Below are 14,820 nucleotides of genomic sequence, written 5' to 3'. Positions count from 1 at the left end.
ATGGGCAAGAAACTAATATAAAGCTTCTCACCCATAAAAAATTATAAAAGAAATATTTTATTAATAAACACCATTATAAGCATCTAAATAAATTTGTTTTAATTCTTTCATAAGAGGATACACTGGGTTAGCTCCAGTACATTGATCATTAAATGCCTGCTCTACTATATCATCAAGTTTAGCCATAAAGTCTTTTTCAGCTACACCATAATCTTTAATAGACAAAGGTATATCAAGTTCTTTTTTAAGACCATTTATAGCTTTAATTAAATTAGCTACTTTTTCATTATCATTTTTACCGCCAAGCTCGAGCATATCAGCAATAAATGCATATCTCTCTCTTGCATGAGGATATTTATATTGAGGGAATAAACCTTGTTTAGTAGGCTTTTCATTAGCATTATATTTAACAACCTGACATATTAAAAGAGCATTAGCAATACCATGAGGAATATTGAAAGCAGCACCAAGTTTATGAGCCAATGAGTGACAAATACCCAAGAAAGCGTTAGCAAAAGCCATACCAGCAAGTGAAGCAGCATAATGCATATTTTCACGAGCTACAGGATTTTCTGCACCTTCTTTATATGAAGCAGGTAAATATTTAAATATAAGTTTAATAGCTTTTTCAGCATTAGAGTTAGAAAACTCAGTAGAACATATAGAAGCATAAGCCTCAAGAGCATGTGTTAAAGAGTCTATACCGCTTGCAGCACATAAGCCTCTTGGCATACTCATAACCAAATTAGCATCAAGTATAGCCATATCAGGTGTTAGAGCATAATCTGTAATAGGATATTTAATATGTGTAGCATCATCAGTGATAACAGCAAAAGGAGTAGTTTCAGAACCAGTACCAGAAGTAGTAGGTATAGCAACAAACTGAGCCTTTTTACCTAATTCTCCAGCATCACATATTCTCTTTCTTATATCCATAAATACCATAGCAATATCTTCAAATTTTACTTCAGGGTTTTCATAAAGAAGCCAAGCAATCTTACCAGCATCTATTGGAGAACCTCCTCCTAATGCTATAATAACATCAGGTTCAAATGCATTAGCAGTTTTTACTATATCTCTAACTGTGCTGATTGTAGGGTCAGGTTTAACATCAGAGAATATAGTGTATTTTACTCCTATATCATCTAATACTTTAGTAACATTATCAGTTACACCTAATTTGAAAAGCGGTCCGTCAGTGATGATTAATGCTCTTTTTTTGTTAGCATATTCTCTTAAAGCAACATCTAATGAACCTCTCTTTAAATATATTTTTTCTGGTACTCTATACCATAACATATTTTCTCTCCTTGAAGCTACAGATTTAATATTTAAAAGATGTTTAGGACCAACGTTCTCACTTGTAGAGTTGTTACCCCAGCTTCCGCATCCTAATGTCAAAGATGGTTCTAATCTGAAGTTATATACATCTCCTATAGCCCCTTGAGAAGACGGCATATTTATAAGTATTCTTCCTGTAGGCATTTTTTCGTAGAATTTTTTAATTCTTTCTTTTTGATTATCTTCATCTGTATAAAGCACAGAAGTGTGTCCAAGTCCGCCAAACACTATTAAATTATGAGCTTTTTCAACAGCATCATCATAATTATCAGCCTTATACATACCAAGTACAGGTGATAATTTTTCATAAGAGAATGCTTCGTCTTTGCTTATAGAAGAAGCTTCACCTATGAGTATTTTTGTCTCTTCTGGAACAGTTATTCCAGCCATCTTAGCTATAACATAAGCAGGCTGACCTACTATTTTAGCATTCAAAGCACCGTCTATAATCATTACCTTGCTAAGTTTAGCTTTTTCGTCTTTGTTTAAAAGATAAGCACCTCTATATAAGAACTCTTTTTTTACTTCCTCATAAACACTTTTTACAACAACAACAGTCTGTTCACTTGCACATATCATACCATTGTCAAAAGTCTTACTCATTATAACAGAGTTAACAGCCATTTTAATATCAGCAGTTTCGTCGATTATTGCAGGAGTATTACCAGCACCAACACCTAAAGCAGGCTTGCCGCTAGAATAAGCAGCCTTAACCATTCCAGGTCCTCCAGTAGCAAGTATTAAATTAATTTGAGGATGGCTCATTAAAGCAGCAGAAAGCTCAACTGTAGGCTCTTCTATACAACCTATAAGTCCATCTGGAGCGCCATGCTCAACAGCTACTCTATTAATAATCTTGCAAACTTCAGCTGTACATTTTTTAGCTCTTGGATGCGGAGAAAATACTATTGCATTTCTTGTCTTCAAAGCTATTAATGATTTAAATGCTGCAGTTGATGTTGGGTTTGTAGTAGGTACAACACCTGCTATTATACCAACAGGCTCTGCTACTTTTTTCATTCCCATAGCTGTATCTTCACTTATGATTCCGCATGTCTTCATATTTTTGAATTTGTTATAAATATATTCAGAAGCAAAGTGATTTTTTATTACCTTATCTTCTACTACTCCCATACCTGTCTCTTCTACTGCCATTTTTGCCAAAGGTATTCTTCTGCTGTTAATAGCAATGGCACATGCTTTAAATATATTATCTACTTGTTCTTGTGAGAAAGTAGAATATATTTCCTGAGCTTTTTTGGCTTTTGATATTAAGTCATCGAGTATAGAATTTCCGCTTTTTGAATTTAAATCTTTAGTCATTTACTTCTCCTAAACCTTAAAAATTTTTGATAATATTGTACTATAACTATATAATAAAGTCAATAGCGATATCATAATAAATATATTATAGTACAAAAAGAAGATTGCTTTTTAATATTAAAACATTAAAAAGTATATAAAATAATATGATTTTTTAATAAATTTATAGCAATTAAATTGTATATATTATATAATAGAAGCAAAAATATAATATTATCGGAGAAAACTCAAAAATGACATTTAGTGATTTAATAATGACTTTAAATAAATTCTGGAGTGAAAATGGATGTATAATACAGCAAGGCTATGACTTAGAAGTAGGAGCAGGAACATTTAACCCCGCAACTGCATTAAGAGCATTAGGTCCAGAACCTTTTAGTGTTGCTTATGTAGAACCTTCAAGGAGACCAACAGATGGAAGATACGGAGAAAACCCAAACAGACTTCAGCATTATTATCAATATCAAGTAATAATGAAGCCCTCTCCAGAAAACATTCAAGATTTATATATACAAAGTTTAGAAGCATTAGGAATAAGTTTTAAAGATCATGATATAAGATTTGTACATGATGACTGGGAATCGCCTACGCTCGGAGCTTGGGGACTTGGTTGGGAAGTTTGGCTTGATGGTATGGAGATAACACAATTTACATATTTCCAAGCTGTTGGCGGAATAAACTTAAAACCTATAACAGGTGAAATCACTTACGGACTTGAAAGAATATGTATGTACTTACAAAATGTTGATAATGTGTATGATTTGGAATGGGGACACGGAATAAAATATGGCGATGTACATTTACAGGGAGAAAAAGAGTTTTCTAAATATAATTTTGAAATAGCTGACACTGATATGTATTTTAGGCATTTTAAAGAATATGAAGAAGAATGTGATAGATGTTTAGCTAATGGATGCGTGCTTCCTGCTTATGATATGGTAATGAAAAGTTCGCATGTATTTAATATGCTTGATGCAAGAAATGCAATAAGCGTAACAGAGAGAGCTGGATATATTGCAAGAGTAAGAGATTTAATGAAAAAGGTATCTGCAGCTTATATAGAATCAAGAGAGAAAATGGGATATCCGTTAATAAAAAAATAAAAATATAAAACAATAATATATATAAAAATAAAGCGGACTTATTTTCTAAGCCCGCTTTTTTATAAATAAATTATTTTTTGTATATCCAAACAACTATACTATCTATTATAAATTTTTATTTTATTCAACTTTTTCCCGCCGCAAAAAGTTGCAAAAAATGCAAACTTTTTTTAACTTTATATGTTGGAATATCTATAGATGCAAAACAATACTTGTATTTTATCTAAAAATGCAGTCATTTTGGTTCTTTTATACCAATAAAAAAAACTTATATCTTTCGGATACGCTTCACGAAAAACTGCATTTTATTTACATTTAATACATTATTAACAGCATATAAACAAAAATATTTGCACTTTTTGATGCATAAAAAAATTAAATAAAGCAAAAACTTATATTTCAAAATATGTTCGTTTAAGTATATATTACTTTCTTATATACCTCGAATGTATTTCGCCTATTGCTTCTATTCTTTGTATAGCTAATTTATCTGCTGCTTCATTAGTAGAGATATTTTCTCTGTCTGATATTTCAAAAATCTCTAATATTCTATTATATATTTTCTCTGTAGCACTCTTTGCAGCTTCATAATTATAAACAGGGTTTTCCATAGCTACGTTTATAACGCCTCCCGCATTGGCTACATAATCTGGAGCATATACTATTCCTTTATCTTTTAAAATCTTTCCATGATGAGATTCTTTAAGAACATTATTAGCAGAACCAGCTATAACCTTACATTTTAATTTTGGTATAGTTTCATCATTAATAATAGCACCGAGTCCGCAAGGAGCAAATATATCAACATCTTGTTCATATATAGCATTAACATCAACTTCCTTAGCCTTATAAAGTTCAACAACTTTTCTTACCTTGTCGCTGTCAATATCTGATACTATTAGCTCAGCATTATCCTTAGCCAAATAATCACATAAAACCAAACCCACATGTCCAAGCCCTTGAACAGATATTTTTTTACCTCCCAAATTATCGCTTCCAAATGCTTTTAAAGCACTAGCCTTCATAGCCATATAAACACCATAAGCTGTCATAGGTGAAGGGTCTCCTGATTTGCTTCTAAGCCCTGCTACAAAATTAGTTTCCTTAGCAACATATTCCATCTCTTCTGTGCTTGTGTTTACATCTTCAGCAGTAATATATCTTCCATTTAAAGATTCAATAAATCTTCCATAAGACCTCCAAAAAAGTTCATTGCCTTTAACTTTTTTAGGGTCTGCTATTATTACTGTTTTACCGCCTCCCAAATCAAGACCGGCACATGCCGATTTTAAAGACATACCTCTTGCAAGCCTTAAAACATCTTCTATAGCTTCGCCCTCTGATTTATAATTCCAAAGCCTAGTTCCACCCAAAGATGGACCTAACTTTGTAGAATGAATACATGTGATAGCTTTAAGACCTGTTTTACTATCATTGAAAAACACTAACTCTTCATAATTATATTTTTCCATGTAATTAAAAATTTCCATAAGATGTATGTCTCCCTTATATAAAATTATCATCTGTATTCAAGTATAGTTAGCCTTTCACCATTGTCAAGTTTTTTAATATTTTTTATAATACAGATTTCAAATATATATAATTTATAATTATATTAAGTATTTAAATTTTTAAACTTATACATAAGCATAAAAATTAATAAAACTTAATCAATTATTCATATATACATAATAAAAACCAATATAAAAGTACATAATTTAATATCAATTATGGTTCAATATAATTAATTATGTTAATTTAGTTTTAAAATACAAATAATTCTATTGACATTTATTAAAATTATGTTTAGATTATACGAACATTAAGTATTATTAACGAGGGGGATTATTAATATGTCAGTACAAGAATTAAAATCAGATAATTTTGATAGCGCAGTATCATCAGATAAGGCAACTTTAGTAGATTTTTTTGCTGAATGGTGCGGACCTTGTAAAATGCAAACACCTGTTTTGCATAAGGTAGCAGATGCTAATTCTGATAAAATGAATTTCGCTGCTGTGAATGTTGATGAAGCAGAAGAGATAGCTGCTAAATATGGTGTTCAATCTATACCTACACTTATGGTTTTTAAAAACGGAGAAGTTGTTAAGAGAGCTGAAGGAATGAAAAATGAGGCTCAATTAAAAGAATGGCTTCAAGAATATCTATAAAATAAATCAAAAAATAGAAAGGCCTGATTTTTGTATAAAATTACAGAATTAGGCTTTTTTTTATTTTAAATTAATATATAATTTGATTATGTTTATTTAAGGGGTAGTTATGTTTAGTACAAATAATACATTAATTGAGAGATTGTCTTCAAGATTAAGAACCACAAAAACTGAAATTAATAAACTTATCAATGAATTATTTTCTAGTATTACTCCATATGTTTTAAATAATAAAGTTTTTTATATGTATGAATTGGGGTATATATATTTAGATAAAAATTATAATATTATGTTTAGAAGTGCTGATATGTCTTTCGATGCTTCTTTGAATACTATAACAGAAAAATATGATACTGTAAAAAATAGAGCCATTAAAAAGAAATTATATGAGATGATTTTTGAAAATATCAGACATTTAGTTGATAATGGAGAGAAAGTATACATAGAAAATTTCGGCACTTTTTTCCATGATGATGGTTATGTAAACTTTGAAAAAGATAGAACTTTAGTTTATTTAGTTGAAATGAAGATTCAAAATATTAAAAATAAATATTTGGGATATAATAAACTAATAGATAGATTATGCTCAGCTAAAAAGAATTTAAGCAGAAAGTTTATTAAAGATGAAATTAACAATCTATTTGAAAATATTGCTTCTTTGGTATTAGAAAAGAAAATATTTTTTATTTATGAAGTTGGAAATATATTTATTGATAAGAATTATAATATAGCTTTTAGAAGTGCTGATATGGGGTTTGATGCTTCGCTTTACAGCATAATATCAAAGGTTGATAATGTTGATGATAGATTAGAAAAGAAGAAATTTTTTGAAGCGGTATTTGAAAATATTAGACACTTAGTTGATCATAACGAAAGTATTTGTATAGATAATTTTGGAACTTTTTTCTACAATAAAGGTTATGTTGGTTTTAATGCTGATGAGGTTTTTATTAATAGAGTTAATAATAAATTCTTTAATGAAAAAGCAGCTATTTCTAATGAAAATAAATTAGAAATGAAAGATTATAGTAAAGATGAATTATTAGACATGGCAAATATTTCTGATAAACAAATAAAAGCTAATAAGCAAAAAAAAGAAATAAAGCAAGTCAAAGAAAAAAAAGAAACAAAAAGCAATTTTGTTATATTAAAAATAGCAGCAGCAATAGTTGTTATTATCGCTGTTATCATTATGCTTCTTTTGAATGTTAATAATAATGGAAGCAGCAATGTAGATAATCAAAAATTATATGATATAGTAAACGGATATTTTACAAATGTTAATACTGTAAGTTCATCTTATACAGTATCAAATAATATGTATTATTGGGACATAGCTAAAGAGATTTATGGGAATTCCACTTACTGGCCTATCATATCTGCTTATAACAAATATGATATAATTACACCAATAAAAAAAGGCAGTAAAATAACTTATAAATTGGTACCCAAATTTTGCAATGTAGATGATTTGATAGCATTTGAAAATAGCTTATCAAAATCTTTTATTAAAGTTTATCCTATTTTACAAGGCGGAAAAAAATATAACCATGCTATGTGGTCATTAAAATTAGCTGCTTATTATGATATAAGAGTTTTTAAGGATAACACTAATTCAATATCTAATGAAACTTATACAAAAATATTATCAGAACATTCTGGAATTAATAATCTATTATATAGAATGAACAGATATAATAAAGTTACTAAAAATCCTATATCTTCATTGATAGAAATAATTAAAGATAATACAAAATATAGAAAATAACATAAAAAAATAAGGATATCTAAATGAAGGTAGTAACAACAGAAGAGCTAATAAGTATAGATAAAAAAACAACTGAAAAAATTCCTTCTATACTTTTAATGGAGCATGTAGCTTTAGATATATTTAACTTATTGGAAGAGAGATATACTGAAACACTTAATAATCATTTTGTACATATATTTTCCTCTGTTGGAGGCAATGGAGGAGATGGATTTGCTATTGCGAGATATTTAATAAAAAACGGATATAATGTCAATGTTTATATTACTGGTAATTTAGATAAAGTTAATAAAGATACTTATGCTAATTTCAATATATTAAAATCTATGAATGTTGAAATAAAGTATTTAGGCAGCGAAGAGAATGTTTATGAAGCTATTAATTTGATAGATGAAAACGATATAGTTTTAGATTCATTATTTGGTACAGGGGGAAGAAGACCTTTAGGCGGAATACAGAAACTTTTAGTAGATAGTTTAAATGATTTAAATATTATAAGAATAGCTATAGATATACCTTCTGGGCTATATTCAAAGATTGATGATAATTCCAATAGTTGTTTTAAAGCAGATGAAACTTATACTGTATGTTTTGCTAAGGACATTATGTTTTTATATAACACGAGGGAATATATTGGTGAGTTATTTATAATAAAATCAATATTTCCAGAGAATATATTAAATGAAGCTCCTTATGTTGCTAATTTAATAGATTTTGATGAGAATATAGAAATAGTAAGAAATGCTTTTTATTCTAAGAGGGAACAGGGAAAGCTTGCTATAGTAGCTGGAAGTTATGAATATATAGGAGCTTGTATATTATCTGCAAAGGCAGCTTATAGGAGCGGAGTTGGATATATTAGACTTTATGTTCCTAAGGCTATATTAGAAACTGTTAGAAATGCTGTAATGATAGATATGCCTGAAATTGTTGTTATAGGCGTTGGAGAATATGATAATAAATGTTTTACAGCAGATGATTTATATATTGCAGAAGATATAAATAAGAGTGACGCTTGTATAATAGGCTCTGGTATTGGCAGAGATATGTCTACAGAGGTTTTTATTAATTCTATATTAAAACAAATAAACATTCCTACAGTTGTAGATGCTGATGCTTTATATTTGATGTTTCAAAGTACTTTATCAGAATTGGGTAATAACTTTTTACTTACTCCGCATATTTATGAGTTTGAAAAGCTTACAGGTATTAATCATATAGAAGCTTTAACTAATCCTTATAATGCATTACAAAAGTTTAGGGAAATTACTAAAGCAAATATAATATTAAAAGATGCTGTTAGCTTTTTGATGAATGATGATGATATATATATAAATTATAACCCTACAGTTTCTATGGGTAAAGCAGGAATGGGAGATGTATTAGCTGGTTTTGTCGGAGCTTTTTTAGCAAGAAAATTACAAATGCTTGAAGCTTCAAAGTTAGCATTAATATTGCAGTCAAAAAGTTTTTTAGAGGCTAGTAAAAAATTGGGAAATGATTCTGTTCAGGCAAAAGATGTTGCTTATTTTCAATCAAAAATATTAAAGAGGATGATATAAATTGGCAAGAGAGGTATATGACCCTAAAAAACCAGAATTAGAGTTTTATAATATTAAACCGCCGCATACTCCAAAAATGCCTAAAATACCAAGAAGTTCGAATGTATTTTCTAAAAGATGGTTTATGCTTCTTTATGGAGGATTTCTCACTATTGTAGTAGTACTCTTCTTTGCAAATAGGGCTGGGCTATTTGATAATATAGAGTTTTTTAGGAAGTTTAGAGCTCCTATCACAAGTAAAATTAACAATATAGATTCAAAGAACCCTGAAGTTGTAGTAGCTACTATAGAAGTTAATAATTTTAATTATACTAATTCTAATACAATAGAAGAATTAAAAGCAAGCGTATCATTATATAATAATAAAAAACTTATCTTTACAGGCAATGACAAGTTTTATAATGTAATGTTTCCGGTAGGTCAGCGTATTGGTTTTAGAATGCCGTTTGATAAGAATTATTGGAAAAAAGCAGATAGAATGTTAATAGTTTTAGATATAGATAATAATTTTACTCATAGCAATTTTGTGAGAATAAGAAGATAGTAATTTTTAGTTTGTAGTGAAAAATTGTTAAGTCTATAAGAGATTAGTTTTTTGTTTAAATTATTTCTTGGACTATCCCCTAACCCACAGTTCTTTTGCAGATAGGCACCTACTCGGTACGACTGAAGGGAGTCCTTCAGGACGACCTAAGGCAGTGCCTTCGGTATTGGTATAAAAGAAGCTTATATCCTTCGGATACGCTACGCGAAGAACTGCATTTTTATTATAAATTTTATAATTTAATTGCGCATTAAAATGCACTCCCCCGCACTTCTAAGAAGTTATAATTAAAGCATAACATTACCGTGCGGCAAGGTGGTACAGCTCGTACGCGGGAAAAAGTTGAATAAAATAAAAATTTATATAACAAAATATAATTGCTATACTTTAAAAATAAAAAACGGAGCTTTTAAAAACTCCGTTATAAAAAGGTATTTATGTTTAATTAAAATCTTATCTCTTATTTAGATTTATTTCTTAATCTGTCCATAGGGCTGATAATATCAGTTACACGAACACCGAAGTTTTCATCGATAACTACAACCTCACCCTTAGCGATTAATTTTCCATTAACAAGCAAATCCACAGGTTCACCAGCTAACTTTTGAAGCTCAATTATAGAACCTTCGCCAAGACCTAAAATATCTTTAATAGTCATAGTAGCTCTTCCAAGTTCAACGGTCATATTCATAGTAACGTCCATAAGTAGACCAATGTTACCAGTACCCTGAACATCAGAAGCAGGCATTAAAGAATTAAATTCTGCATGCTGTACACCAAGCTGTTTACTAACATCATTAATTTGAGCATTATTATTAGCATTTGCAGTTGAAGTATTTGCAGCAGAAGTATTTTTCGAAGCATTAGATAAAATAGCTTGCAAAACAGGCAATTCAAAAGCAAATATATAAGGAGCGTTATCTATTTCTCCATCTATACTTAGAGAAGCATTTACTATAGCTAAAGGTCCAGCAATATTTATAGAAGCAGAATCATCTAATATAGTAGTTTCTACAGGAGCATTAGTAAAACTTCCTCCAAACTTAGAAGTTAAAGCACTATCAGAAACCCCAATCATTTGAGAGAAAGCTTCTTTTAATACTTGAGCTACCATATCATTCAAATCAGTCTCAGCTTGACCAGTCATAAGAGAAGCTATAGTTAAAGCTTCTTTTTCATCCATAAAATAATAAACATTACCATTAGCTGAGCCAGTGTATGATACTTTTGCCTCTATTACTTTACCAGAAAGCATTTGATGCAAATTACTTACATCTCCAACAGTTGTAGTAATATTTGTGATGGACACAGTCTTTGTAGAAATAGAAGATAATGAATAAGCTTGATTATCTGCTATGATTTTCGCTGCCTCATTAAAAAGCTGCTTATCTACATTATTGCCGTTTCCAGCAGATGCTGAAGCGTTATCAGAGCCGCCAAAAGCATCTTCACTTCCTTTAAGCAAAGCTTCTATTTCATCTTGAGATAATGCACCGTCACTCATCATAACCTTAATCCTCCTCTTTTAATAAATCATCTTCGGTGATATCAGTTTCTCCATCCATAACACCAGTAAGCTGTACAGCCATTCTGCTTCCAGATATACCAGGACGGCATAAGAATTTCTTCCTAGTACCAATCTTGAATATCACAGGGTCAGTAATCTTAGTTTCTGTAAACTTAACAACATCACCCTTTTGCAAGTTAAGAATGTCTGATAATGGTAATTGCATAGAACCAAGTTCAGCCGAAGTTTCAACATATATATTTTGTAATTTTTCTTTAATAATTTTTAAGTTTTCGCTAGTACTTCCTCTTCTTACAGAAGCATACCAATATTGAGCAGAGAATTTAGAAAGTATAGGTTCAATAGTAATATAAGGTATACAAAAGTTCATCATACCTTCAACATCAGCAACCTTTGTCTCTAAAGTAATAAGTACAACCATGTCATTAGGGCTAACCATTTGAGCAAACTGAGGGTTAGTTTCTATAGAACCCAAGCGCGGTCTTAAGTCTATCACCTGAGACCAAGCTTCTCTTAAGTTACCTAATATTCTTACTATAATACCTTCCATAACAGACAACTCAATATCTGTTAATTCTCTATTTAAGTTTTTAGGACTCTCTCCAGCTCCGCCAAATAACCTATCTATAATAGTAAAAGTAATAGATGGGTCAATCTCTAAAATAGAACTTCCTTTTAAAGGGTCCATACTCACAATAGCCAAAGTAGATGGGTTACTTACGCTTCTTATAAACTCTTCATAAGTAAGCTGGTCTACGCTTGCTACGTGAATACCTACCAAAGTTCTTAACTGAGCTGATAATGAAGTTGTAGTAACACGTGCAAAGTTTTCATGCATCATTTGAAGCGTTCTTATTTGGTCTTTAGAGAATTTGTCAGGACGCTTAAAGTCATAAATTTTAATCTTTCTATGCTCTACTTCTACACGTTTAGTATCAATATTATCCAACACTTCGCCAGATGATATAGCACTTAATAATGCATCTATTTCGCTTTGTGACAATACTTCTGTCATACTATTATCCTTCTACTTTATTTTAACTCATTAACTCAATAAGAAACTATCAAATAATATATCATCTATTTGTCCGTTTTTTAACATACTATTTATTTCGCGTTTAATATCAGCCTTTAACTGCTCTCTTCCTTCATTAGTTCTTAGTTGATCATAAGTATAAGAACTTATTAAAGAATATATTCTGTCTCTTATCATATATCCTCTCTCTGGAAGCTCTACTGCTAATTGTTTAACATTAGTAGTGTAAGTCAATACTATGCTTACCCTTACAAATCTTGCAACATCCATATCAGCAGTATTCACATTAAATTCTGGAGTAATAGGGAAATATGTTGGAGGCGGCTGTTTAATCATGCCATCCACTACTCCAGCATTTACTCCTGCAGCTCTTCCTACGCTCTTAGAAACAAAAAATGCTATAAGTCCAGATATCAAAGCAACTACTAAAATGGCAGCTACTATCATTAGTATTTTTATTATCATCGGGCTTAAAGTGAATTTTTTCTTTGCTTGAGCTTCGTTTTGTTCCTCTTCTTCGCCTTCTTCTAATTCTAAATTTTCTTCTTGTTCTGCCATATAAATTTCCTCGCTTAATTAAATATTTAATAATACCTTTTATTATATAACAGTAAAATAAATAATCAACTCTTATGTTAACTTTGTTATTACTGTATCTGTATTAAAAATCGGTAAACTAAGAAAATACTTAACATATTTTTTTTAGAAAATGTAAAAATTATTATATTGATTTTTTTTGCTTTAATATTATAATCAAAATAGTGTTTTTTTACAAAGATAAATAAAGGGGTTATATTGATGAGAGTTTTATTAAAAGCTGAAGATTATGAAAAAGTGCTTCCAAGACTTGCCGCTGAGGTAATTGAGAAAGAAAATATGGATAAGCTTTCTATTGTTGGTATAAGAAGAAGAGGCGATTATTTGGCTGTAAGACTTAAAAAACTTATAGAAGAGAAAATAAATATAGACATACCTATAGGCGCTATTGATATTAACCTCTATAGAGATGATTTATCTACTTTATCTGAATTCCCTGAAATTAAAGAAACTGATATACCTTTTGATATCACTGGTAAAAGCATTCTTCTTGTAGATGATGTGCTTTATACTGGAAGAACTATTAGAGCTGCTTTAAATGCTTTATTTGAATATGGAAGGCCGCAAAGGGTTGTTTTGCTTGTATTGGTAGATAGATTTGGAAGAGAGCTGCCTATATCTGCAAACTATGTTGGGCTTGCATTAAATGTTCCTGCTGATCAATATATATCTGTAAGAATAAAAGAATTAGAAGGCGAAGATATAGTTCTACTTAAGGATAAAGCTTAATCGTCGAATTTTCTGCTTAAAGATGAATAAGCATCATAAAACTCTGTCTTAGAGAAGTCTTTTAAACATTCTGGAGGCATTTTCTCTACTATCTTTTTAAAGTAGAAAAATAATTTTTTAAACTTATTCATTTCACTTTCTGATAGTAAGAGATCATTTTTACTGCAGCACTCTATTTCTCCGTTGCTGCTTTCTTCTGCTTCAAACATTTTTATAGCAAAATCTAAATCTAATTGACTTATTTCTCCATCAAAATCTTCATTAGGGTTATATCCTGTATTTTCTTTTTTTTCTATATCTTCATTAAGGCTAAATTCATCTTCTACTTTCACATTTGTTTCTATATTATTTTTTTCTGTTTCATATAATTCTTTTTCTTCCGCCATTGTAAATTCCTTTGTTAGAAGTTTATCTGTTTCATCATATTCTTCAACAGATTTTCTATTTTTATCATTATTATTATTATTTTTTTTATTTTCTATATGTATAAGCTCATGGGCATCTTCATCATTTTCTCCTGATATAAAATGCTCCATAATACTTAAATCGGAATCTTTTATTTGATTAACAGCATTTAATTCCATAATTTCATTCAATTTTTCTAAATTATTTTCTACTATTTCCTCTAATTCTTCATCATCACCTATTAGGACATTGCTATTAATTTCATGTTCTTCTTCATCATCACCTATTAAAGCATTATCATCTACTATTTCCTCTAATTCATCAGCACCTATTAGAGCATCATCATCTATAACTGTTTCTTCTTCTTCGACACCTATTAGAGCATTGTCATCTATAACTGTTTCTTCTTCTTCGACACCTATTAGAGCATTATCATCTATAACTGTTTTTTCTTCTTCTGCTCCTATTAAAGTATTATCATCTATAACTGTTTCTTCTTCTTCAACACCTATTAAAGTATTATCATCTATAACTGTTTCTTCTTCTTCTGCTCCTATTAGAGCATTATCATCTATAACTGTTTCTTCTTCTTCAACACCTATTAAAGTATTATCATCTATAACTGTTTCTTCTTCTTCAACACCTATTAAAGTATTATCATCTATAACTGTTTCTTCTTCTTCGACACCTATTAGAGTATTATCATCTATAAC

At 29.9% G+C, this 14,820-nt stretch carries 11 protein-coding genes and 1 pseudogene; 6 read left to right on the top strand and 6 right to left on the bottom strand.

Features of this window, described 5'->3' with window-relative positions:
* Positions 1-60: 60 nt before the first annotated feature.
* Positions 61-2,664, bottom strand: a complete 2,604-nt coding sequence (adhE, locus tag R4I97_RS08030; protein ID WP_335784549.1) for a bifunctional acetaldehyde-CoA/alcohol dehydrogenase — start codon at positions 2,662-2,664, stop codon at positions 61-63.
* Positions 2,665-2,897: 233 nt separating this feature from the next.
* Here adhE and R4I97_RS08025 point away from each other — a divergent pair, with 233 nt between their 5' ends.
* Positions 2,898-3,767, top strand: coding sequence for a glycine--tRNA ligase subunit alpha (locus R4I97_RS08025; RefSeq protein WP_013244600.1), 870 nt, complete (start codon positions 2,898-2,900; stop codon positions 3,765-3,767).
* 425 nt (positions 3,768-4,192) lie between these two features.
* Here R4I97_RS08025 and R4I97_RS08020 read toward each other — a convergent pair whose 3' ends face one another.
* Positions 4,193-5,257, bottom strand: coding sequence for a Glu/Leu/Phe/Val dehydrogenase (locus R4I97_RS08020; RefSeq protein WP_335784548.1), 1,065 nt, complete (start codon positions 5,255-5,257; stop codon positions 4,193-4,195).
* A gap of 363 nt (positions 5,258-5,620) precedes the next feature.
* Here R4I97_RS08020 and trxA point away from each other — a divergent pair, with 363 nt between their 5' ends.
* The 4 genes from trxA to R4I97_RS08000 all read left to right on the top strand — a co-directional run bounded on the left by trxA (position 5,621) and on the right by R4I97_RS08000 (position 9,812).
* Complete coding sequence (gene trxA, locus R4I97_RS08015; protein ID WP_335784547.1) at positions 5,621-5,938, top strand: thioredoxin; 318 nt, start codon at positions 5,621-5,623, stop codon at positions 5,936-5,938.
* 109 nt (positions 5,939-6,047) lie between these two features.
* Positions 6,048-7,706, top strand: coding sequence for a hypothetical protein (locus tag R4I97_RS08010; RefSeq protein ID WP_335784546.1), 1,659 nt, complete (start codon positions 6,048-6,050; stop codon positions 7,704-7,706).
* Positions 7,707-7,729: 23 nt separating this feature from the next.
* Complete coding sequence (locus tag R4I97_RS08005; RefSeq protein WP_335784545.1) at positions 7,730-9,268, top strand: NAD(P)H-hydrate dehydratase; 1,539 nt, start codon at positions 7,730-7,732, stop codon at positions 9,266-9,268.
* A gap of 1 nt (position 9,269) precedes the next feature.
* Positions 9,270-9,812, top strand: a complete 543-nt coding sequence (locus tag R4I97_RS08000; RefSeq protein ID WP_335784544.1) for a hypothetical protein — start codon at positions 9,270-9,272, stop codon at positions 9,810-9,812.
* A gap of 460 nt (positions 9,813-10,272) precedes the next feature.
* On the opposite strand, the gene fliN is transcribed toward R4I97_RS08000, so the two are convergent.
* From fliN to R4I97_RS07985, 3 genes are read right to left on the bottom strand one after another with little or no spacing between them, the layout of a single operon-like run.
* On the bottom strand, positions 10,273-11,319 hold the full coding sequence (fliN, locus tag R4I97_RS07995; protein ID WP_335784543.1) for a flagellar motor switch protein FliN: 1,047 nt from the start codon (positions 11,317-11,319) through the stop codon (positions 10,273-10,275).
* Between the two features lie 4 nt (positions 11,320-11,323).
* Positions 11,324-12,355, bottom strand: coding sequence for a flagellar motor switch protein FliM (gene fliM, locus R4I97_RS07990; RefSeq protein WP_013244574.1), 1,032 nt, complete (start codon positions 12,353-12,355; stop codon positions 11,324-11,326).
* Positions 12,356-12,385: 30 nt separating this feature from the next.
* Positions 12,386-12,934, bottom strand: coding sequence for a flagellar basal body-associated FliL family protein (locus tag R4I97_RS07985; protein WP_297285671.1), 549 nt, complete (start codon positions 12,932-12,934; stop codon positions 12,386-12,388).
* A gap of 240 nt (positions 12,935-13,174) precedes the next feature.
* On the opposite strand from R4I97_RS07985, the gene pyrR reads away from it, so the two are divergent.
* Entirely contained in the window at positions 13,175-13,702 is a 528-nt protein-coding gene (gene pyrR, locus R4I97_RS07980; protein WP_295295931.1) for a bifunctional pyr operon transcriptional regulator/uracil phosphoribosyltransferase PyrR, read from the top strand.
* On the opposite strand, the pseudogene R4I97_RS07975 reads toward pyrR, so the two are convergent.
* Positions 13,699-14,820 (bottom strand): annotated as a pseudogene (locus R4I97_RS07975) (hypothetical protein); the annotation flags it as partial. The gene pyrR and the pseudogene R4I97_RS07975 overlap by 4 nt on opposite strands.

Origin of the sequence: Brachyspira pilosicoli (assembly GCF_036997485.1) — a bacterium.
Taxonomy (GTDB): Bacteria; Spirochaetota; Brachyspiria; order Brachyspirales; family Brachyspiraceae; genus Brachyspira; species Brachyspira pilosicoli_C.
The sequence above is the reverse complement of the archived record's forward strand: the minus strand, read 5'-3'. Positions and strand labels throughout refer to the sequence as shown.